We start from the raw sequence: 21,267 nt of genomic DNA, 5'->3' as shown, positions 1-21,267 counted from the left end.
AACTCCTCAGCGCGGGCTTCCGCTGCCGTACGGGGCGTACAGGTCCAGCAGCCGGACCCGCGCCGCCTGCAACCGGTGGGCCACGACCTCACCGACCCAGCGGGCGATGCTCCCGCCGAACTCGGGATCGGTCTCGCACAGCTCGCGCACGGCGGCGGCGTCGAACTCGTACGCCCGCAGCGGCGAGGCCGCCTCCGCGCCCAGGTGCCAGCTGTGCGGCGAGTACAGCCAGGACCAGCCGACGAGTTCGTTGTGGCCGAGCGAGTCGATGACGGCGGGCTGGCGGCCGGGCACACGCATGTCGAGGTCGACGGTGCCGGTCCGGATGATCCAGAACCGGTCCGCCCGCCCGCCCTCTTCGAAGAGCCGGGCGCCCTGCGGGAAGGACACCTCACGCGCGATCCGCAGCAGCCGTTCCCGGTGCTCGGCGGACAGTGCCCGAGGCATGCTGGTCGTTGCCGGTGCGTTCATGGGTGCCTCCAGGTCGGGCGTGCGGAGCTACCACCTCCAGCGTCGGCACGTCCGGCCGCCGCAGCCATGGGCCACCCGGCCCCTGCCCCGGGCCACCCGGCGGCTCCCGGAGGCCCTTCGGCACGGTGCGCGACCGCGCGGTCCGGCCGTTGAATGAGGGGAAGAGCGCCGCTCGGCACTGTCTCGACGAAACGAGGCGAGGGGAGAGGCGAAGACCATGCGCATCGTCGTCGCCCTCGGCGGCAACGCCCTGCTGCGCCGTGGAGAACGCCCCGACGCGGACGTCCAGCGCGCCAACACCGTCCGTGTCGCCACCGCGCTCGCCGCGCTCGCCCACGAGCACGAACTCGTCATCACGCACGGCAACGCGCCACAGCTCGACCTCCTCGCCGCCCAGAGCACGGCCGACCCCGCCCGCAACGCCCCCTGCCCGGTGGATCTGCTCGGCGCCCAGACCCAGGGCCTGATCGGCACCCTCCTGGTGCGCGCCCTGCGCGGAGTGCTGCCCGGACGCCGGGTCGTCGCGCTCGTCACGCACACCCGGGTACGGGGCGACGACCCCGCCTTCGAGCACCCCACCGAGTTCGTCGGCCGCGTCTACCCGGAGCGGGCGGCCCGGTTCCTGGCGGCGAAGTACGGCTGGTCCATGGCCGAGTACCGCCACGGCCGGCGGCGTGTGGTCCCCGCGCTCTCGCCCGAGCGGATCCCGGAGGCCGACACGGTCCGGCTGCTCCTGGAGACGGGGACCGTCGTGGTGTGCGCGGGCGGGGGCGGCGTCCCCGAGGTCTGCGACCGGGCGACCGGGGCGCCGCACGCGGTGGAGGCGGTCGTGGACAAGGACCTCGCCGCCGCCCGGCTGGCCGAGGACCTGAAGGCCGACTTCCTGCTCGTCCTCACCGACGTCCCGAACGTCTACGCCGGCTATGGCACCCCGGATCAGCGACCCGTGCTCGATGCCACGCCCGCCGAACTGCGCGACGCCCACTTCCCGCAGGAGTCGATGGGCCCCAAGGCCGAGGCCGCCGCCAGGTTCGTGGAGAACACCGGCCGACTGGCCGCGATCGGGGCCCTGGACGCGGCGTACGAGATCGTGCACGGCCGCTCCGGCACCCTCGTGCGCCCCGACCTGTTCGTCACCTGACGGCGACCGGCGGCCCGACAGGGCCCGGGGTTGGGGCCGTTCAGCCCAACGAACGCGGACTTTCGGCATCGGGGCAAGGCATGTCCGCGCCACGAAAGTGGACGGCGTCAACAAGGAATCCGCTCCGAAAGGAACACCATCATGGCCGTGCACGAGCACCCTCACCGGCGTTCCGGTCTCCACCTGCCGTCGTTCCGCAGGCCCCGACCCGCCTCGGCCGCCGACGGCAGCGTGCGGGAGGCCGCCGCAACCACCACCGCGGCCGGCTACGCGTTCGCGTCCCTGCGCCTGCTGACCGGGTTCGTCTTCCTGTGGGCGTTCCTGGACAAGGCCTTCGGCCTCGGCTACGCCACCCGGTCCGGCAGCGGCTGGATCGACGGCGGCTCGCCCACCAAGGGCTTCCTCAGCGGTGTCGCGGCCGGGCCGATGGAGTCCACGTTCCACGACTGGGCCGGGGCCGGCTGGGCGGACTGGCTGTTCATGCTGGGCCTGCTCGGCATCGGCCTGGCGCTGGTCCTGGGCATCGGGCTGCGGCTGGCCGCCGTCGCGGGCACGTTGATGATGGCGCTGATGTGGATCGCCGAGTGGCCGCCGGCCAAGCACCTCTCCGACGGCTCGCCGAGCATGTCGACCAACCCGTTCGCCGAGTACCACGTCGTCTACGCCGTCGTCCTGATCGCCCTCGCGGCTGTGGGAGCCGGAGCGGTCTGGGGACTCGGCAGGGTGTGGGCACGCCTGCCGCTCGTCAGCCGCAACCCCTGGCTGCGGTGAATCGAGGGGCCGTTGGGCCGGTCGGTCCCGGCCGGGGACCAGCGGCCCCTCCACGAGCGCACCCGCACGACCGACGCTGGACACAGATCCCTGATCAGGAGGCAGAATCATGGTCCGAACCGTTGTAGTAGGTCTCGACGGCTCGTCCGAGAGCCGGGCCGCCGCCGAATGGGCGGCCCGCGAGGCGAAGCTGCGCGGCCTGCCGTTGAAGATCGTCCATGTCTGGGAGCCCGTCCCGGAACCCATGGCCCAGGCCCCGCTGCTCGGCACCGAGACCCAGCTGCACTGGACCGAGCGCATCCCGCGCGAGGCCGCCCAGGGGATCAAGCTGCGCCACCCCGGCCTCGAGGTGACCACCGAGCAGCTCACCGGCGGCTACGCCGAGACCCTGGTCAAGGCCGCCGAGGACGCGGAACTGCTGGCCCTCGGCTCCCGCGGACTGAGCGGTTTCGGCGGTTTCATGGTCGGCTCCGTCGGCCTCTCCGTCGTGGCGCACTCCACCCGGCCCGTCGTCCTGGTCCGCGCCGGGGAGCAGGCGGCCGACGAGCACGAACCGGACGCGGCGGGCATCCCCTCGGCCGCCACCGGCTACCGGCCCGTCCTGCTGGGCCTCGACGCCGAGAGCCCCGACGACTCGGTGATCGAGTTCGCCTTCGAGGCGGCCGCCCGCCGCGAGACCGGCCTGCGGGTGCTGCACGGCTGGAACCTGCCGCCGTACTACGTCTACGGCCTGTCCGGCGACGTCCGGTTCCACGACGAACTCACCCGGCAGAAGGCCGCCATCCTGACGGAAACACTGCGCCCCTGGCGCCAGAAGTACCCGAACGTGGAAGTCACCGAGGAGTCCCCGTCCGGAAGCCCCGGCGCCCACCTGGTGGACGCCTCCAGCGAGGCCTCCCTGGTCGTCGTCGGCCGCCGTGTCCGCCGTAGCCCGTTCGGCGCGCACATCGGCCCGATCACCCACGCCGTCCTGCACCACGCCGCCGCCCCCGTAGCGGTCGTCGCCCACAACTGACACCGATCCCCGAGGAGTTGACCCCATGAAGGCAGCGGTCGTACGAGCCTTCGGCGAGCCCCTGGTCATCGAGGAACGCCCCGACCCCGAACCCGGCCCCGGCCAGGTCCGCATCCGGGTCGAGGCCTCCGGGCTGTGCCACACCGACATCCACGCCGCCCACGGCGACTGGCCGGTCAGGCCCAACCCGCCCTTCGTCCCCGGACACGAGGGCGTCGGACTCGTCGAGAAGCTCGGCGACGGCGTCGCCCACCTCGCCGTCGGCCAGCGGGTCGCCGTGCCGTGGCTGGGCAAGGCCTGCGGGCGGTGCGAGCACTGCCTGTCCGGCTGGGAGACGCTGTGCGAGCAGCAGATCAACACCGGCTACGGCTGCGACGGCGGCTACGCGGAGAAGATGCTCGCCTGGGCCGACTTCGCGCAGCCGGTGCCGGACGGCGTCACCGCCGTCGACGCCGCCCCGCTGACCTGCGCCGGCGTGACCACGTACAAGGCGCTCAAGGTCGCCGACGTACGGCCCGCCCAGCTCGTCGCGATCTCCGGCGTCGGCGGACTCGGTCACCTGGCCGTGCAGTACGCCAAGATCGCCGGAGCGACCGTCGCCGCGATCGACGTCACCGACGACAAGCTCGAACTCGCCGCCGAACTGGGCGCCGACCTCGTCATCGACGCCCGCAAGCAGGACGTCGGCGAAGCGCTGAAGCGGCACGGCGGCGCACACGCGGCCATCGCCCTCGCCGTGAACGAGGGCGCCTTCACGGCGGTCAACTCCGGGCTGCGGCGCGGCGGCAAGCTCGTCATGGTCGCCCTGCCCGCGCACGGCACCGTCCAGGTCCCGATCTTCGACACCGTCCTGAACGGGACGAGCGTGATCGGCTCGATCGTCGGCACCCGGCAGGACCTCGCCGAGGTCTTCCAGCTGCACGCGGCCGGCCGTACGAAGGTCATCTGCGAGACCCGCCCGCTCGCCTCCGTCAACGAGTCGATCGACGAGGTGCTGCGCGGCCAGGTCAAGGCCCGGATCGTGTTCGACCTCGGGACGGACCGGTGAGTGCGATGGACCTGCCGATCGTCGTCGGTGTCGACGGCTCGGAACCCAGCCTGCGCGCCGTCGACTGGGCGTCCGACGAGGCCGCACTGCGCGGCGTACCGCTCAGTGTCGTGTACGCCTGCCTGTGGTCGCAGTACGAGGGCGCCGCGCTGGCCAAGGACATCGGAAAGCCCTCGGCGCGGCGGCTGCCCCAGGAGATCACCGGCGCCGCCGCCCGACGGGCACACGACCGGCACCCGGATCTGAAGGTGACCTCCGACGTGCTGTTCGAGGAGCCCGAGTACGCCCTGGTGCGTGAGAGCCGCAACGCCTGCGCGCTGGTCGTCGGCAGCCGCGGCCGCAGCTCTCTCGCCGAGGCGCTGCTCGGCTCCGTCGGTCTGACGGTCGCCGCATACGCCCACTGCCCCGTGGTCGTGCTCCGCGGCAGCCACGACAACCAGGCGACGCCACCGGTGCACGGACGGATCGTGGTGGGCGTCGGCGAGTCCGCCGAGGACTCGACGGCCGTGCGCTTCGCCTACGAAGAGGCCCGGCGCCGCGGCGTCCCCCTGGAGGCGATACGCGCCTGGCGCTGCCCCGCGCACGAGACCACCGATCACCCGCTGCTCGCCGGCGCACCCGCCAAGCTGCACGAGCGGGACGCCGAGGAGACCCTGGCCAAGGCCCTGCGGGACGCCCCGCCGGATGTGGAGGTGCACCGCCGGACCGTCGAAGGGCACCCCCGCCGCGTGCTGATGGACGCCTCGCACAGCGCCGACCTCCTGATCGTCGGTGCCAAGCGCCGCGCCGGCCACCTCGGGCTCCAGCTCGGCCGTGTCGCCCACACGGCCCTGCACTACTCGGCCTGCCCGGTCGCCGTCGTACCGCAGCCGGCCTGAGCGCAGCCCACAACCAACCCCGATGACCTACGGAGTCACCCCATGTCAGAGCTGGAACACCAGCCCGGCACCGAACTGACCGACGACGAACTGCACCGGCTCGACGCCCACTGGCGGGCCGCCAACTACCTCGCCGCCGGACAGATCTACCTGATGGCGAACCCGCTGCTGACCGAGCCTCTCGCGCCGGAGCACATCAAGCCGCGACTGCTGGGTCACTGGGGCACCTCGCCGGGCCTGAACCTCGTGTACACCCACCTCAACCGCGTCATCAAGGCGCGCGGGCTCGACGCCCTGTGCGTGTGGGGCCCGGGCCACGGCGGGCCGTCCGTGCTGGCCGGCTCCTGGCTGGACGGCAGCTACAGCGAGACCTACCCGGACGTGTCGCGCGACGCGCAGGGGATGGAGCGGCTGTTCCGGCAGTTCTCGTTCCCGGGCGGTGTGCCCAGCCACGTGGCGCCGGAGGTCCCGGGCTCCATCCACGAGGGCGGCGAGCTCGGCTACTCGCTCTCCCACGCCTACGGCGCCGCCTTCGACAACCCGGACCTGGTCGTCGCCTGCGTCATCGGTGACGGCGAGGCGGAGACCGGTCCGCTGGCCGCCTCCTGGCACTCCAACAAGTTCCTCGACCCGGTCCACGACGGCGCCGTCCTGCCGATCCTGCACCTCAACGGCTACAAGATCGCCAACCCGACCGTGCTGTCCCGCCTGCCCGAGCACGAACTGGACGCGCTGCTACGGGGGTACGGCCACGAACCCCTCCATGTCACCGGCGACGACCCGGCCACCGTGCACCGCGCCCTGGCCCGCGCCCTGGACGACGCGCTCGACCGGATCGCAGTGCTCCAGCGCACGGCCCGTGAGGACGGCGTCGGCGAGCGCGCGCACTGGCCGATGATCGTGCTGCGCACGCCGAAGGGCTGGACCGGTCCCGCCGAGGTCGACGGCGTACCGGTGGAGGGAACCTGGCGCGCCCACCAGGTCCCGCTGGCCGGCGTCCGGGAGAACCCGGACCACCTGCGCCAGCTGGAGGCATGGCTGCGCTCGTACCGGCCCGAGGAACTGTTCCACCCGGACGGCACACCCGTCGCCGACGTCCTCGCCTGCGTTCCCGAAGGCGCCCGCCGCCTGGGCGCCACCCCGCGCGCCAACGGCGGTCTGCTCATGCGCGACCTGCCCGTGCGGTCCCTTGACTCCTTCGCCGTACCGGTCGACAAGCCGGGCACGACGCTGCACGAGCCGACCCGGATCCTCGGAGACCTGCTGGAACAGGTCATGAAGGACACCCGCGTGCGCCGGGACTTCCGGGTCGTCGGCCCGGACGAGACCGCCTCCAACCGGCTCCAGGCCGTCTTCGACGCCAGCGGAAAGGCCTGGCAGGCCGGAACACTGCCGGTCGACGAGCACCTCGACCGGCACGGCCGGGTGCTGGAGATCCTCTCCGAACACACCTGCCAGGGCTGGCTGGAGGGCTACCTCCTCACCGGCCGGCACGGACTGTTCTCCTGCTACGAGGCGTTCGTGCACATCGTCGACTCCATGGTCAACCAGCACATCAAGTGGCTGAAGACGTCCAGGGGGCTGCCGTGGCGCGCGCCCATCGCCTCCCTGAACTACCTGCTGACCTCACATGTGTGGCGGCAGGACCACAACGGCTTCTCCCACCAGGACCCCGGCTTCGTCGACCACGTCCTCAACAAGAGCCCCGAGGTCGTCCGGGTCTACCTGCCGCCGGACGCCAACACACTCCTGTCCGTCGCCGACCACGCGCTGCGCAGCCGCGACTACGTCAACGTGATCGTCGCCGGCAAGCAGCCCTGCTTCGACTGGCTGTCCATGGACGCCGCCCGCGCCCACTGCGCACGCGGAGCCGGCATCTGGGACTGGGCCGGCACGGAGAACGGCGGCGAGCCCGACGTCGTGCTCGCCTGCGCGGGCGACGTGCCCACCCAGGAGGTCCTGGCGGCCGCCCAGTTGCTCCGCCGCCATCTGCCCGGCCTGGCCGTGCGCGTGGTGAACGTCGTCGACATGACCCGGCTGCTGCCGCGCGAGGAACATCCGCACGGCATGACGGACTTCGAGTACGACGGCCTGTTCACGAAGGACAAGCCGGTGATCTTCGCCTACCACGGCTATCCGTGGCTGATCCACCGCCTCGCCTACCGTCGCACCGGTCACCCGCACCTGCATGTGCGCGGCTACAAGGAGTCCGGCACCACGACCACGCCGTTCGACATGGTCGTCCGCAACGACCTCGACCGCTACCGCCTGGTCATGGACGTCATCGACCGCGTCCCCGGCCTCGCGGTGCGCGCCGCCGCCGTACGCCAGCAGATGGCCGATGCCCGCACCCGCCACCACGCCTGGATCCGGGAGCACGGCACCGACCTGCCCGAGGTCGCCGACTGGACCTGGAACGCCTGACCAGGTCCTCGAGGGTGGGCCCGGCCGCCCGCTGCCCGGCCCCGCACAGAGGGCCGACCGGCCCACCCACACCGCCCGGACAGCCCATGGGGCCACCGCCCGTTCCGCTGGACGCTCTAAGTGCCGGGGAAAACCCAGAGGATTACCGAGGGGAACCGCGATGACGGACGACACGCTCAGTCGGCCCACGGTCCACGCCCTGCTCGCGGACGGCACCACCGTGTGCATCCGCCCCGTGCGGCGGGGCGACCACGACCAGGTGCGGGGGCTGTACGAGGAGATGTCCCTGGAGAACCTGCGCCTGAGGTTCTTCGCCGCCAGCCGCCGCTCCGCCGAGATGGCCGCCGACCGGGCCTGCGCCGAGCAGCCCCCCGGGTACCGGGCGCTGCTGGCCGAGACCGGCGGCCGGGTGATCGGTCTCGCCGAGTACGACAGGGGCGGGACCGGGAACACGGCGGACATCGCCATCGCGGTCGCCGACGGACTGCACCACCGGGGAGTCGGCACCCTGCTGGTCGAGCACCTGGTCTCCGCGGCCCGCGCCGAGGGCATCACCGACTTCACGGCCGACGCGCTGAGCGAGAACCACGAGGTGCTGAAGCTGTTCGCCGACCTCGGCCTGCGCACCACCCGCCGCTTCGAGGGCCCGGAGGTGCGCTGCACGATCGCCCTCGACCAGAGCGACACCTATCTGGCGGCCGTGGAGGAACGCGGCCGCGCCGCCGACGTCGTGAGCCTCGAACCGCTGCTGCGGCCGCGCACCGTCGCCGTCGTCGGCGCCGGACGCAAGCCGGGCTCGGTGGGCCGGGCGATCCTGCACCAGTTGCACGCCGGCCGCTACACCGGCCGCCTGTTCGCGGTGAACCCGCGCGCAAGCTCGATCCTCGGCGTGCCGTGCCACCCCTCGGTCGGCGCCCTGCCCACGATCCCCGACCTGGCGGTCCTCGCCGTACCCGCCGCCGCGGTCCCCGACGCCGCCGAGGAATGCGGCAAGGCCGGGGTGCGCGCACTCCTGGTCGTCACCGCGGGACTGGACGCCGGCCAGGCGCGAGCGCTGCTGGAGTCCTGCCGGGCGTACGGCATGCGCCTGGTCGGGCCGAACTGCCTCGGCGTCTCCAACACCGACCCCGAGCTGCGCCTGGACGCCACCTTCGCCGCCGGCCACCCGCAACCCGGCACCGCGGGCGTCGCCGTCCAGTCCGGCGGTGTCGGCATCGCCCTGCTCGACGGGCTGTCCCGGCTCGGCATCGGCGTCTCCTCCTTCGCCTCCCTCGGCGACAAGTACGACGTCAGCGGCAACGACATGCTCCAGTGGTGGGAGAGCGACGGCCACACCGACCTCGCCCTGCTCCACCTGGAGTCCTTCGGCAGCCCCCGCGCCTTCTCGCACACCGCCCGCCGGGTGACCCGCCGGATGCCGGTCCTGACCGTCGACGCCGGCCGCACCGAGGCGGGCCGCCGCGCCGCCGCCTCGCACACCGCGGCCGCCGCCACCCGCACCATGACGCGCGGCGCGCTGTTCACCCAGGCCGGCATCACCGCCACCCGCTCCTGCGGCGAACTCCTGGAAGCGGCCGCGCTGTTGCACTCCCAGCCGCTGCCCGCGGGCCCCCGCGTCGCCATCGTCACCAACGCCGGCGGAGCGGGCGTCCTCGCGGCCGACGCCTGCGCCGAGGCCGGGCTCCAGCTCCCGGCGCCCAGCCCCGAACTCATCGACGACCTGCTCGCCGCCCTGCCCGCGGGTGCCGCCGTCGGCAACCCCGTCGACGCCACCGCCGCCGTCACCGAGGAGCAGCTCGCGAGCTGTGTGGAACGGATCATGCGGAGCGGCGCCGTCGACGCCGTCCTCGTGGCCCTCGTCCCCACCGCGGTCGCCGCGGCGACCGGCGACGACCTCGTCCGAGCCCTCACCCACACCCCCGGACGGCACACCAAGCCCGTCGTCGCGATACGCCTCGAACAGGGCCTGCCCGTCGAACTGCTGCCCGCCGCCGAGCACACCACCATCCCCTCCTACGCCGAACCCCAGGCGGCGGCCCGGTCACTGGCCCACGCGGCCCGCCGCGCCGCCTGGCTCGCCCGCCCCGCCGGGACGGTCCCGGACCTCGACGACGTCGAGACCGGACGCGCCCACACCTTCGTCGAGGCCTACCTCGACCGGCACCCGGACGGCGGCTGGCTCGACCCGCGCGAATGCGCCGAACTCCTGGGCTGCTACGGCATTCCCCAGCTCGCCTGGGCCTGGGCGGACACCGAGGACGACGCCGTACTCGCCGCGGAGCGGCTGCGCGGCGCCGACGGCCGGGTCGTGATGAAGGGCCACTGGCCGGGCCTGGTGCACAAGACCGCCGAGCACGCCGTCCACCTCGATCTGCGCGGCGACCACCAGGTCCGCGCCGCCTTCCGCGATCTGGAGACCAGGTTCGCCGGCCTGCTTCAGGGCGTGCTGATCCAGCCGCTCGCCGACCGCGGCACCGAGCTGTTCGCCGGCGTCGTCCAGGACCAGGTCTTCGGCCCCCTCGTGCTGTTCGGACTCGGCGGCACCGCGACGGAGGTCCTCGCCGACCACGCCGCACGACTCGCCCCGCTCACCGACCACGACGTCCACGACCTGATCACGTCCCCGCGCTGCGCCCCGCTCCTGCTCGGCTCGAACGGCGCCCGGCCCGTCGACCTCCAGGGCCTCGAACAACTGCTGCTGCGGCTGTCCCGCATGGCGAGCGACCTGCCACAGCTGGCCGAGGCGGACTTCAACCCCGTTCTCGCGACACCGGGCAGGGTCACCGTGCTCGATGCGCGCATACGCCTGCTGCCACGCAGGCCCCAGGATCCGTATCTGCGTCGACTCCGCTGAGGAGGAACAGCCATGAAGCACAACAAGGTCGGCTCCGTGATGACCACGGAGGTCGTCCGCGCCGCGTACGGCACCCCGTTCAAGGAGGTCGCCCGGCTGCTCGGTGACCACCGCATCAGCGGACTGCCGGTCGTCGACGAGGACGAGAGGGTCATCGGCGTCATCTCCGAGACCGACCTGATGGTCCGGCAGGCCGAGACTCCCGACCCGTACGAGCCCAAGAAGCGCTTCCGCTTCGACCGGCTGACCCGCACCGGCCGGGAGCGGGCCGTGAAGGTCCGGGCCCGTACGGCCGGCCAGCTCATGACCGAGCCGGCCGTCACGGTGCACGCCGACGACACCATCGTCGAGGCCGCCCGCACCATGGCGAAGCACCACGTGGAACGGCTGCCCGTCCTCGACGAGGAGCAGCGGCTGGTGGGGATCGTCACCCGCCGCGACCTGCTCCAGGTCTTCCTCCGGCCGGACGAGGCCATCCGCGCCGAGGTCGTCGACGAGGTCCTGGTCCGGGCCCTGTGGCTGCCGCCGCGCAGCATCGCCGTCTCCGTCACGGAGGGCGTGGTCACGCTGCTCGGCCAGATGGAGCGCAAGAGCGAGACGGAGATCGCCCTGTCCATGACCCGACAGATCGACGGCGTGGTCGCGGTCGTCGACAAGCTCACCCACCGGCTGGACGACTCGCATGTCCGGCCCGACGCGCCGGCACTGCACGGCGTCGCCGACGAGTGGCTGCGCAAGCTGTGATGTGCTGAAAGGAGGCGGAGCACCATGACTGCCACCAAAGTGCTGGTCGCCTATGGGACGACCAACGGATCGACCGCCCAGATCGCCGAGGCGGTGGCCGAGGTCCTGCGCAAGGAGGGCCTCACCGCCGAGGCCCTGCCGGCCCGTTCCGTCGCCCACGTGGACGCGTACGACGCCGTCGTCGTCGGCGGCGGACTGTACGCCGGACGCTGGCACAAGGACTCCCGCCGGTTCCTCAGGCGGCACGGCCGCGAGCTGGCGGGACGCCCGCTGTGGCTGTTCAGCAGCGGCCCGCTGGACCCCTCGGCCTCCGAGCGGGACATCCCGCCCGTGCCCGGCCTGCAGCGGGCCATGACCCGGCTCGGTGCGAAGGGGCACGTCACCTTCGGCGGCTGCCTGGAGGAGGGCGCCAAGGGATGGGTCGCGCGGATGATCATCAAGAACGGAAAGGGCGGCGACTACCGGGACTTCGACCGGATCGAGGACTGGTCGCGCGGCGTCGCCCACGCACTGGTCACCACGGCCTGAGCACGGCAACGCGGGTCAGGAACGTCCACGAAGGGTGGCAGCACCATGTCTGTGTCGTACGAGATCCCCGGCCACGCCGCCCGCGTGGGCCACGGTCACGCCGCTCTCCACCTGGCCCGCGCCGCCTCCCTGGCACCCTCACCGCACAACTGCCAGCCGTGGCTCTTCGCCGAGGAGGGGCGCGACCACGGATTCGAGGTCTACCTCCACGGGGGGCGGCGGATGCTCCTGACCGACCCCGGTGGCCGGGAGGCGGTCATCGCCTGCGGGGCCGCCCTGTTCAACGTGCGTATCGCGGTACGCCAGTTGGGCTTCCAGCCCGCCGTCGAACTGCTGCCGACCGGGAACTCCAGCCATCTGGCGCACGTGGCCTACGCGGCCCACGCCCCGGCCACGCCGGAGGAGACCATGATGGCCGGCGCGATGCCCCACCGGCACACCCACCGCGGGCCCTTCGGCCCCGAACCCGTGCCGGACACCCTCCTCGACGAACTGCGCGAGCACGCCCGCGCCGAGGGCGCCGAGCTGTTGGTCATCGACGAGCCGGAGAAGCTCCGGCTGCTCGCGGACCTGGTGCGCACCGCCGAGGACCTGCACCGCGCGGATCCGCGCCACGCCGCCGAAATCCGCCGGCACGCCGGACCGCGGGGAGTGCCCGTCGAGGCCTGCCGCCACCACCCGGACGCCATCCTGCTCGCCGGCCGGGACTATCTCGGGCTCGCCCCGTACTGGGTTCGCCCGAGCCGCCGCTGGATCGGACGCACCGGGACCGTCGCCGTGCTGTCCACCCCCGGCGACAGCCGCACCGACTGGCTCCGCTCGGGCCAGGCGCTCCAGCGGGTCCTCCTCCACGCGACCGCCCACCACGTCGCGGCGGCCTTCCACACCCAGCCCCTCGAACTGCCCGTGTTGCGGGCGCAGTTGCGCACACACCTCGTCGGCGGCCGGTTCCCGCAGGTGGTCCTGCGCCTCGGCCGCACGACCCGCACATGGCGCACCTCCCGCCGCCCGCCCGCCGAGGTGCTGATCCGCGACGGCCTGCCAAACCGGTGACGGCGATGACCCGGACCGGGCGGCTGTGCCGGCGCCTGAGGCGCAACCCCCTCAGGCGCCGCAGCCATCTGACGGAGGCCTGGCTGATCCTCCTGACCTCGACGTCGGCCCTCCTGGTCGCCGTCGTCACGGGCGTCCTGACCGCGCACGCCGTCGAACGCGACATGAACGGCCTGCGCGTGCAGCGGCACCCCGTCACGGCGGTGCTGACCGAGGACGCGGAGCCGTCCACGTCCGCCACCGAGGGCGCCGACAGCGCCCGCGCCTGGGCCGTGGTCCGCTGGACCGCCGCGGACGGCACCGTCGGGACGGGACTGGCCCGCGTCGAGCCCGGCGGCGTGGCAGGCGAGAGGACGAGGGTGTGGCTGAACGACAAGGGGCGCCTCGCGCCCGCGCCCCCGAGCCATGACCAGGCCGAACTCCAGGGCGCGGTGCTGGGCACGGCGGCCGCGGTGGGCGCCGGCGCGCTGCCGGTCCTCGCCGGCTGGGCCGCGATCGCCCGGCTGGAGCGGCAGCGGCTGCGACAATGGGAGACGGAGTGGGCCGAGGTCGGTCCCCGGTGGCGGCGGAAGGCCGGCTGACAGGACGCGGCAGGACGCGCCCGCGCGTCCGGGAGGAGAAGACCGGGTGCGCGGGTGCTCGCGTGCGGCCGCCCCCTCAGCAGATGCGCGGCAGCTGCTCCCCGAGCGGCATCTCCACGATCCGCCGGGCACCGACCAGGGTGCGCAGCGTCACCCGCCCCGCCGGCCCGTCCGGCAGCACCTCACCGATCCGCACCGCCCCCGCGCCCTCGGCCACCGAACGCATCGCGCGCAGGGCGCCCTCCGCCGCGTCGGCCGAGACGAAGGCGACCAGACAGCCCTCGTTGGCGACGACCAGCGGGTCGAGACCGAGCAGATCGCAGGCCGAGGCGACCGCCCCGGGCACCGGCACCGCGCTCTCCTCGATCTCGACGGCGACGGACGAGTCACGGGCGATCTCGTTGAGGGCCGCCGCGAGCCCGCCGCGCGTCGGGTCACGCAGCACATGGACGTCGGCACCGAGCGGTGCCAGGGTGCCCACCAGTCGGTGCAGCGGCCGGGTGTCGGAGGCGATGTCGCCCTCGAAGCCGAGGCCCTCACGGGTACTGAGCACGGTCGTGCCGTGCAGCCCGACCGGCCCGGACAGCAGGACCGCGTCGCCCGGGCGGGCCAGCGCGGCGGACGGATGCAGTGAGCCGTGCCGCTGCCCGATGCCGGTGGTGTTGATGAACAGCCGGTCGGCGGCACCACGGCCCACGACCTTGGTGTCCCCGGTGACCACGGGCACCCCCGCGTCCTGGGCGGCCTTCCCCAACGAGGAAAGGACCGCCCGCAGTTCGGCCAGCGGCAGCCCCTCCTCCACGATCAGGGAGACGGACAGCGCGAGCGGCCACGCCCCCCGCATCGCGAGGTCGTTGACCGTGCCGTGGACGGCGAGCGAGCCGATGTCCCCGCCGGGGAAGAACAGCGGACTGACCACGAAACTGTCGGTGCTGATCACCAGTTCCCGGTACCCGGGCAGCAGCGCAGCGTCCTCCATGGGGCCCGGGCCGCCGTCGAGGGCGGGCAGGATCAGCCGGTCCAGCAGCTCCGCGGTGAGGCGCCCGCCGGCTCCGTGGCCGAGCAGGACGACCTCGTCGTCGTGGTGGGGGGTGGGGCACTGGATGGTCATGCCGTCCTCCTCGCGGGAGTGCGTCCGGCCGCGTGGAAGGCGGCGCAGGTGCCCTCGGACGACACCATGGGCGCGCCGAGGGGGTGGCGAGGCGTGCAGCGGGTGCCGTACGCCGAGCAGTCGGTGGGCAGTCTGGCCCCGGTGAGGACGGCGCCGGCGATGCACTCGGGGTCCTCGACGGGGCACAGCCCGGCCACGTCGAAGCGCCGGGCGGCATCGAACCGCCGGTATCGCGGGGCGAGTTCCAGACCGCTGTCGGGCAGCGCCCCGATGCCCCGCCAGGCCCGGTCGGTCACCTGGAACACCTCGCGGACCGCGTCCTGCGCCTTGGTGTTGCCGTAGCGTCGCACGGCCCGTACGTACTGGTTCTCGACCTCACAGCGCCCGGACTCGAGCTGTCGTACGGCCATCAGGATGCCCTCCAGCAGGTCCAGCGGCTCGAACCCGGTGACCACGATCGGCACCCGGTAGCGGGCGGCGATCGGCTCGTACTCCCGCCAGCCCATCACCGCGCACACATGCCCGGCCGCCAGGAACGCCTGCACCTCGCAGTCCGGGTCGTCGAGCAGCGCGGTCATCGCGGGCGGCACCAGGACATGGCTGACCAGCATCGAGAAGTTCGTCAGCCCGAGGCCTGCCGCGTGCAGCACGGCCGTCGCGTTGGCCGGCGCGGTCGTCTCGAAGCCGACCGCGAGGAAGACGACCTCCCTGTCGGGGTGCTCGGCGGCCAGGCGTACGGCGTCCATCGGGGCGTAGACCACACGGACGTCCGCGCCCCGCGCCCGCAGCGACAGCAGGTCGGTGTCCGTGCCGGGCACGCGCAGCATGTCGCCGAAGCTGGTGAGGATCACACCGGGCCGGGCGGCGACGGCCATGGCCCGGTCCAGGGTCTCCAGCGGGGTCACACAGACCGGGCAGCCGGGGCCGTGGATCATCCGCATCCCGGCCGGCAGCAGTTCGTCGATGCCCTGGCGGACGAGGGTGTGCGTCTGACCGCCGCACACCTCCATGATCCGCCAGGGGCGCGTGGCGGTCTGCCGCAGCTCGTCCAGCAGCCGCCGGGCGAGGACGGGATCGCGGTACTCGTCGAGGTACTTCATCGGACGTGCGGCCCCTTCACCGGTGACTGATGTCCAACTGGACGTCGACGACTCCCTCGACCGCCCGCACGGCCCGGGCCACCACCGGCACGAGCCCGCGCTCGGGCATCGCACCGCTGAGCGTGACCACGCCCTCGGTGACCGAGACACCCAGCGCGGTGGTGATTGGCATGCAGGTCATCACCTGGCTGCGGATCTCGTCGGCGATCTCCGCGTCGGAACGCAGGAACACCTTCAGCAGATCGCTGCGGCTGACGATGCCCTGGAGCATGCCGACGCCGTCCACGACCGGAAGCCGTTTGACATGCCTGCGGGCCATGATGCGCGCCGCTTCTGCCAGTGAGGCGTCCGCGTGCACGGTCACCGCCGGGGTGGTCATCAGCTCGCCCGCGGTCAGCGCCGCCGCCTTGCGACGCTCCACGAGACCGCCGTTGATCTCGTCGGCGTTGCGGAACTCCTCCTTGGGCAGCAGATCGGCCTCGGAGACCACGCCGATGACCCTGCCCTCACCGGCCAGCACCGGCACGGCGCTGACCTTCCACTGGTCGAGCAGCTCGACGATCTCCTTGAAGGGCGCCTCGCTGCCGACGGCGACGACGGTGTGGGTCATCACATCGCTCACGGTGTACGGAGATTCAGTCATCACGACCTCCCGCGATTCTCGTCAGGTACGGACGACCGTCAGGTCGAGGAAGTGGGTCGAGCAGGAGATGCACGGGTCGTGGTTGCGGATCGCCCGCTCGCACAGGGCCGTCAGCTCACTGTCGTCCGGGTCGCCCTCGCCGATCGCCCGCTGGGCCAGCCGCCGCAGGTCGTCCTCGATCGCGCCCTGGTTCTGCGCGGTCGGCGGCACCAGCAGCGCGCTGGTCACGATCCCGTCGGCGTCGAGTTCGTAGCGGTGGTAGAGCACCCCGCGGGGCGCCTCGGTGGCCCCGTGCCCGAGGGCCGCGACGGGGGGCACCTCCGTGTAGGGGCGCGCGGGCGGGGTGTACGTCTCGATGATCCGCAGCGCCTCGGCGACGGCGTACACCGTCTCCACCGCCCGCACCAGGATCGACCGGAACGGATTGCGGCACACCGCCCCGTCGCGCGGATCACCCAGCCCCGCTGCCACGCTCGCCTGCACCGCCACCGGCGAGAGCCGGGCGCCGCTGATCGCGAACCGGGCCAGGGAACCGGTGAGATGGAGCCTCCCGTCGAGCCGCGAGTGCAGTGCCGTGGAGTGCGGGACGTGCGTCTCGGCGACGCGCTCGGTGAAGTCCCGTACGGGAAAGGTGTCCGTGGTGCCGTCGGCGCGCAGCACGGTCGGTGTCCCGCTCTCGATGGCGTACGTGTCCGGCTCGGCCAGCGCCAGCAGATCGGCCTCGACCCGGGCATCCGGGAACTCGAAGCCGGCGACCCAGCGCACGGTGTCCCACGCGTCGTCGAGCGCCCGCTTCAACTCCTCGGCGACCGGCCGCAGTTCGTCGCGCGTCGGCACGCGGTGGAAGCCGCCCAGCCGGACGTTCACCGGATGCACGGCCCGCCCGCCGAGCAGCTCCATCAGCGAGTTGCCCGCCTTCTTCAGCCTGAGTCCCCGCTCGACCTCGGCGCGGTGCGTGCGGGCCAGCTCGATCGCGCTCGCGCGGCCCAGGAAGTCCGGCGCGTGCAGCAGATAGATGTGCAGCGCCTGGCTCTCGATCCACTCGCCGCAGTACAGCAGCCGCCGCAGATCGCCGATCACCGGGTCGACCGTCACCCCGCACGCGTCCTCGATCGCCGCGCAGGCGCTCATCTGGTACGCCACCGGGCAGATCCCGCACACCCGGGCCGTGATGTCCGGCGGTTCCGTGTGGGAGCGCCCGCGCAGGAACGCCTCGAAGAACCGGGGCGGCTCGTAGATCTCCAGCCTCGCCTCGGTGACCGTGCCGTCGTGGACGTGCAGGCGCAGCGCGCCCTCGCCCTCGACCCGGGACAGCGAGCCGACGTGCAGCAGACGGGAACCACGGTGCGTCACGTCTCCAACTCCTTCTCGAACTTCTCGAACGCGGCGGCGTTGAACGTGTGCAGGAACCGCTCCACGTCGTCCTCGTCGAGCCCGTCGCGGCGCAGTAGCGGGATCAGCGCGGGCAGGTTCACCGACCCGGACGGGCCGAAGCAGCCGAAGCAGCCGCGGTGGTACGCCGGGCACAGCGCCCCGCAGCCGGCGTGTGTCACCGGGCCGAGGCAGGGAGTGCCGTGGGCGACGGTCACACAGACGGTGCCGCGCCGTTTGCACTCGAAGCACACGCTGTGGTCCGGGATGTCCGGCTTGCGGCCGGCGAGGAAGGCGGTGATCACCTCGATGAGCTGACGCCGGTCGATCGGGCAGCCCCGTAGCTCGAAGTCGACGTCCACGTGCGCCGACACGGGCGTGGACGTGGCCAGCGTCTCGACGTACTCGGGGTGCGCGTACACCACGCGCCGGTACTCGTCGACGTCCGCGAAGTTCCGCAGCGCCTGGATGCCCCCGGCGGTCGCGCACGCCCCGATGGTCACCAGGTGGCGCGAGGCCGCCCTGATGGCACGGATCCGCTCGGCGTCCTCGGCCGTGGTGACCGAGCCCTCGACGAGGGACAGGTCGTACGGTCCGGGCGCCACCGCGCTGGTCGCCTCCAGGAAGTGGGCGATCTCCACCACGCCCGTCAGCGCCAGGAGTTCGTCCTCACAGTCCAGCAGGGTGAGCTGGCAGCCGTCGCAGGAGGCCAGTTTGAACACGGCGAGTGTGGGGGCCATCTCACAACTCCCTTACCGACAGCAGGGGTTCGGCCTGCGCCCAGGTCACCACGGGCCCCGCCTGGCACAGCAGCAGCGGGCCGAGCTGGCAGTGCCCGCAGTGCCCCGTCGCGCAGCGCATGTTGCGCTCCAGCGACACGCGGACACGGTCGTGCGGGACACCGCGCTGGACGAGTTCGCGGGCGGCGGCCCGGATCATGGGCTCGGGCCCGCAGACGAACGCCCAGGTGGAGCCGGGGTCGAAGAGCGCCCGCCCCAGGAGCTGGGTGACCACGCCGACGTCCCCGCGCCAGCCGGGAGCGGGCTGGTCGACCGTCATCCCGGTGAAGGCGGTGGGCCAGCTCTCCACCTCCCGGCGGCCGATCAGGTCGTCCGGGGTGCGGGCCCCGACGAGGACGTTGACGCGGCGGTATGCCTCCGGCTCGGCCAGCGCGCCGAGGACCAACGGCCGCAGCGGGGCGAGGCCGATGCCGCCGGCCACGATCAGCACGTCACTGCCGCGCGCCCGCCGCAGTTCCCAGCTGTTGCCGTAGGGGCCGCGGATCCCGACGACATCGCCGACCCGCGTGGCGCACAGCCCTTCGGAGACGGCGCCCACGGAGCGGACGGTGTGCGCCAGGCCGCCCGTGGCCTGGACGGAGCTCACCGAGACCGGGATCTCGCCCCGGCCGAAGGAGTGCACCATCGCGAACTGTCCCGGCGCGAAGTCGGGCAGCGCCGCGGCCACCGGTTCCAGGCACAGCGTGACCGTGTCCGCGGTCTCCGTCCGGCGGGCGACCACGCGATGGGGGACCGGCACGGTGGTCATCGTGTTTCCTTCGTCTCGTAGATCCCGTACAGGTCGACCAGCCGGGCGCGGGCCGCGTTGAGCCGATGCGCCAGCACCCGGCCGACCCAGTGCTCCACGGCACGCCCGAACTCGGGGTCGTTCAGGCAGGTGAGGCGGACGGCGACGGCGTCGAACTCGTAGGCCCGCAGCGGCGTCACGGTCTCGGCGCCCAACTGCCAGACGTACGGCTCGTACAGCCAGGACCAGCCGACGAGGTCACCGACGCCGAGCGTCTCGACGACCGGCGGCCGGCGGCCGGGCACATGCATGTCGAGGGCGGCCGTGCCGTCCCGGATGATCCAGAAGCGGTTCGCGTGCCCGCCCTCCTCGAACAGCCGGGTGCCCTGCGGGAAGCTCACCTCGCGGCCGACGCGCAGCAGCCGTTCGCGGTGCTCCACGGGCAGGGCGTGGTTCATGCGCAGGGCGATCGAGGGAGGCATCAGTCCGACTCCGTTCCGGTTTCGGCGTGAGCGGTGAGTTCGGCGTCGAGGGCGGCGACCTCCTCCGTGATGTCGATGCCGGCCGGGCACCAGGTGATGCAGCGTCCGCAGCCGACGCATCCGGCCGTGCCGAACTGGTCGTGCCAGGTGGAGAGCTTGTGGGTGAGCCACTGCCGGTAGCGGCTGCGGGGGGAGGAGCGGACCGGTCCGCCGTGCAGATAGGAGAAGTCCAGGTCGAAGCAGGAGTCCCAGCGCTGCCAGCGCTCGGTGTGGTCACCGGTGAGGTCCGTGACCTCCTCGGTGGTGGTGCAGAAGCAGGTCGGGCAGACCATGGTGCAGTTGCCGCAGGTCAGACAGCGGGCGGCGACGTCGTCCCAGCGCTCGGCGGTCAGGCTCGCCCCCATGAGGGTGCGCAGGTCGACCGGGGGCAGCGAACGGCCCATGCGGTCACGGGCCGCCTCCACGGCGGCGTCGGCGGTCGACTCCGTGACCGGGTCGGCGGTGCGGTGCGGTATCGCCTTGAGCAGTTCGGCGCCCTCGTCGCTGCCGACGCGGACGAGGAAGCGGTGCCCGTCCTCGTCCACGACCTCGGTCAGCGCCAGGTCGTAGCCGGGGTCGGCCGCGGGGCCGCCGCCGGTGGACACACAGAAGCAGGTCGCCCCGGGCTCGGTGCACTCGGCGGCGATCACAAACGCCTTGCCGCGACGCCTGCGGTACCCGGTGTCCTCGTACCGCCCGCCGGTCAGCACCCGGTCCTGGATCGCGATGGCCCGCAGGTCACAGGGCCGGACGCCGAGAAAGGCGTACGAGGGCTCGGCCGGCTCGGCCGCGGTGAAGGCGACGTCTGACTCGGCCGTCCGGTCGGCGCTCCACAGCCGCTCTCGCGCCGGGTGCAGCCAGGACTTCCAGGACTGCGGTCCGGCGCTGTGCGCGAAGGCCGCGCCGTCCTCGCGGGAGACCAGCCGATACCGCCCGGCGTCCAGTTCGACGCCCCAGCCGTAGGGCAGCGCGTCCGCCGAGGTCAGCTCCGAGAGCACGATCGCGCCGTCGCGGACGGTGGGCCCGATGACCGTGCGTCCCTTCGCCACGAGGACGGCGACCAGCGCGTCCAGACCATCCCGGTCGAGCACGGCGGGGGCTGTGAGGGCGGTCATGACGGTCCTCCTCGTCCGGGTGGCTCGTGCTCCTCCACCGTCAGGTTCCGACTCGGCGAGGGCCGGCGGCAGGGGCTGACCGGCCCTCTTGACGGGCCGACCGGGTCCCTCAGGGGAGCGGCTCGCCCAGCTCGCTCTCCACCGCGTCCGCCATCGACCGCAGCACGTCGAGCGTGCGCTGTGCCTCCGCCTCGTCGACCTGGGTGATCGCGAAGCCGACGTGCACGATGACGTACGACCCGACGGCCGCCTCGGGCGTGCAGCTCAGACAGACCTCGCGCCGGATTCCGCCGAAGTCGACCGTCGCCATGCGCAGGCCCGCGTCGTCGTGGACCTCCAGGATCCGCCCGGGGATGCCCAGGCACATACGC

Annotated in this window: 21 protein-coding genes; 11 read left to right on the top strand and 10 right to left on the bottom strand. The window is 73.0% G+C overall.

The genetic code is table 11. From position 1 onward, the window contains the following. Positions 1-6: 6 nt before the first annotated feature. A complete protein-coding gene (locus tag IM697_RS26385; RefSeq protein WP_194038595.1) occupies positions 7-471 on the bottom strand; it encodes a Crp/Fnr family transcriptional regulator in 465 nt (154 codons plus the stop codon). Positions 472-688: 217 nt separating this feature from the next. Between IM697_RS26385 and IM697_RS26380 the strand changes: the two genes are divergently transcribed. The 11 genes from IM697_RS26380 to IM697_RS26330 all read left to right on the top strand — a co-directional run bounded on the left by IM697_RS26380 (position 689) and on the right by IM697_RS26330 (position 13,508). Beyond that, positions 689-1,612: an amino acid kinase family protein gene (locus IM697_RS26380; RefSeq protein WP_194038594.1), complete on the top strand. Its 924-nt coding sequence runs from the start codon at positions 689-691 to the stop codon at positions 1,610-1,612. Between the two features lie 141 nt (positions 1,613-1,753). After that, positions 1,754-2,383, top strand: coding sequence for a DoxX family membrane protein (locus IM697_RS26375; RefSeq protein WP_194038593.1), 630 nt, complete (start codon positions 1,754-1,756; stop codon positions 2,381-2,383). 109 nt (positions 2,384-2,492) lie between these two features. Continuing rightward, positions 2,493-3,398 (top strand): universal stress protein, encoded by a 906-nt coding sequence (locus IM697_RS26370; protein WP_194038592.1) that lies wholly within the window; start codon positions 2,493-2,495, stop codon positions 3,396-3,398. A 25-nt stretch (positions 3,399-3,423) separates the two neighbouring features. Then, entirely contained in the window at positions 3,424-4,446 is a 1,023-nt protein-coding gene (locus IM697_RS26365) for a zinc-dependent alcohol dehydrogenase (protein ID WP_194038591.1), read from the top strand. Between the two features lie 5 nt (positions 4,447-4,451). Then, positions 4,452-5,324 (top strand): universal stress protein, encoded by an 873-nt coding sequence (locus IM697_RS26360; RefSeq protein ID WP_194049873.1) that lies wholly within the window; start codon positions 4,452-4,454, stop codon positions 5,322-5,324. Positions 5,325-5,366: 42 nt separating this feature from the next. Continuing rightward, positions 5,367-7,748: a phosphoketolase family protein gene (locus IM697_RS26355; protein WP_194038590.1), complete on the top strand. Its 2,382-nt coding sequence runs from the start codon at positions 5,367-5,369 to the stop codon at positions 7,746-7,748. Positions 7,749-7,908: 160 nt separating this feature from the next. Beyond that, positions 7,909-10,602: a bifunctional acetate--CoA ligase family protein/GNAT family N-acetyltransferase gene (locus IM697_RS26350; RefSeq protein WP_194038589.1), complete on the top strand. Its 2,694-nt coding sequence runs from the start codon at positions 7,909-7,911 to the stop codon at positions 10,600-10,602. Positions 10,603-10,614: 12 nt separating this feature from the next. Continuing rightward, the gene (locus tag IM697_RS26345) at positions 10,615-11,346 is read left to right on the top strand and encodes a CBS domain-containing protein (protein ID WP_194038588.1); all 732 of its coding nucleotides are present in this window, start codon (positions 10,615-10,617) and stop codon (positions 11,344-11,346) included. 24 nt (positions 11,347-11,370) lie between these two features. Then, the gene (locus tag IM697_RS26340; RefSeq protein ID WP_194038587.1) at positions 11,371-11,874 is read left to right on the top strand and encodes a flavodoxin domain-containing protein; all 504 of its coding nucleotides are present in this window, start codon (positions 11,371-11,373) and stop codon (positions 11,872-11,874) included. 45 nt (positions 11,875-11,919) lie between these two features. Further along, positions 11,920-12,927, top strand: coding sequence for an Acg family FMN-binding oxidoreductase (locus IM697_RS26335; protein WP_194038586.1), 1,008 nt, complete (start codon positions 11,920-11,922; stop codon positions 12,925-12,927). 5 nt (positions 12,928-12,932) lie between these two features. Next, positions 12,933-13,508 (top strand): Rv1733c family protein, encoded by a 576-nt coding sequence (locus tag IM697_RS26330; RefSeq protein ID WP_194038585.1) that lies wholly within the window; start codon positions 12,933-12,935, stop codon positions 13,506-13,508. Between the two features lie 76 nt (positions 13,509-13,584). Here IM697_RS26330 and hypE read toward each other — a convergent pair whose 3' ends face one another. The 9 genes from hypE to IM697_RS26285 all read right to left on the bottom strand — a co-directional run bounded on the left by hypE (position 13,585) and on the right by IM697_RS26285 (position 21,263). After that, positions 13,585-14,619, bottom strand: a complete 1,035-nt coding sequence (gene hypE / locus IM697_RS26325) for a hydrogenase expression/formation protein HypE (RefSeq protein ID WP_194038584.1) — start codon at positions 14,617-14,619, stop codon at positions 13,585-13,587. Further along, positions 14,616-15,719: a hydrogenase formation protein HypD gene (gene hypD / locus IM697_RS26320; RefSeq protein ID WP_194038583.1), complete on the bottom strand. Its 1,104-nt coding sequence runs from the start codon at positions 15,717-15,719 to the stop codon at positions 14,616-14,618. The genes hypE and hypD overlap by 4 nt, the downstream gene beginning before the upstream one ends. 16 nt (positions 15,720-15,735) lie before the next feature. Further along, on the bottom strand, positions 15,736-16,362 hold the full coding sequence (locus IM697_RS26315) for a CBS domain-containing protein (protein ID WP_194038582.1): 627 nt from the start codon (positions 16,360-16,362) through the stop codon (positions 15,736-15,738). 21 nt (positions 16,363-16,383) lie between these two features. Beyond that, entirely contained in the window at positions 16,384-17,715 is a 1,332-nt protein-coding gene (locus IM697_RS26310) for a Ni/Fe hydrogenase subunit alpha (RefSeq protein ID WP_194038581.1), read from the bottom strand. Continuing rightward, positions 17,712-18,473, bottom strand: a complete 762-nt coding sequence (locus IM697_RS26305) for an NADH-quinone oxidoreductase subunit B family protein (protein WP_194038580.1) — start codon at positions 18,471-18,473, stop codon at positions 17,712-17,714. The genes IM697_RS26310 and IM697_RS26305 overlap by 4 nt, the downstream gene beginning before the upstream one ends. A gap of 1 nt (position 18,474) precedes the next feature. Further along, positions 18,475-19,281: an FAD/NAD(P)-binding protein gene (locus tag IM697_RS26300; RefSeq protein ID WP_194038579.1), complete on the bottom strand. Its 807-nt coding sequence runs from the start codon at positions 19,279-19,281 to the stop codon at positions 18,475-18,477. Further along, the gene (locus tag IM697_RS26295) at positions 19,278-19,742 is read right to left on the bottom strand and encodes a Crp/Fnr family transcriptional regulator (protein ID WP_194038578.1); all 465 of its coding nucleotides are present in this window, start codon (positions 19,740-19,742) and stop codon (positions 19,278-19,280) included. The genes IM697_RS26300 and IM697_RS26295 overlap by 4 nt, the downstream gene beginning before the upstream one ends. Then, positions 19,742-20,896, bottom strand: a complete 1,155-nt coding sequence (locus IM697_RS26290) for a 4Fe-4S dicluster domain-containing protein (protein ID WP_194038577.1) — start codon at positions 20,894-20,896, stop codon at positions 19,742-19,744. Before IM697_RS26290 ends, IM697_RS26295 begins: the two co-directional genes overlap by 1 nt. A 109-nt stretch (positions 20,897-21,005) precedes the next feature. Further along, positions 21,006-21,263 (bottom strand): HypC/HybG/HupF family hydrogenase formation chaperone, encoded by a 258-nt coding sequence (locus tag IM697_RS26285; protein WP_194038576.1) that lies wholly within the window; start codon positions 21,261-21,263, stop codon positions 21,006-21,008. Positions 21,264-21,267: the final 4 nt, after the last annotated feature.

The sequence above is a fragment of the Streptomyces ferrugineus genome, assembly GCF_015160855.1.
GTDB classification, from domain to species: Bacteria; Actinomycetota; Actinomycetes; order Streptomycetales; family Streptomycetaceae; genus Streptomyces; species Streptomyces ferrugineus.
Note: the sequence above shows the minus strand (reverse complement) of the source record. Positions and strands in the feature narration are given on the sequence as shown.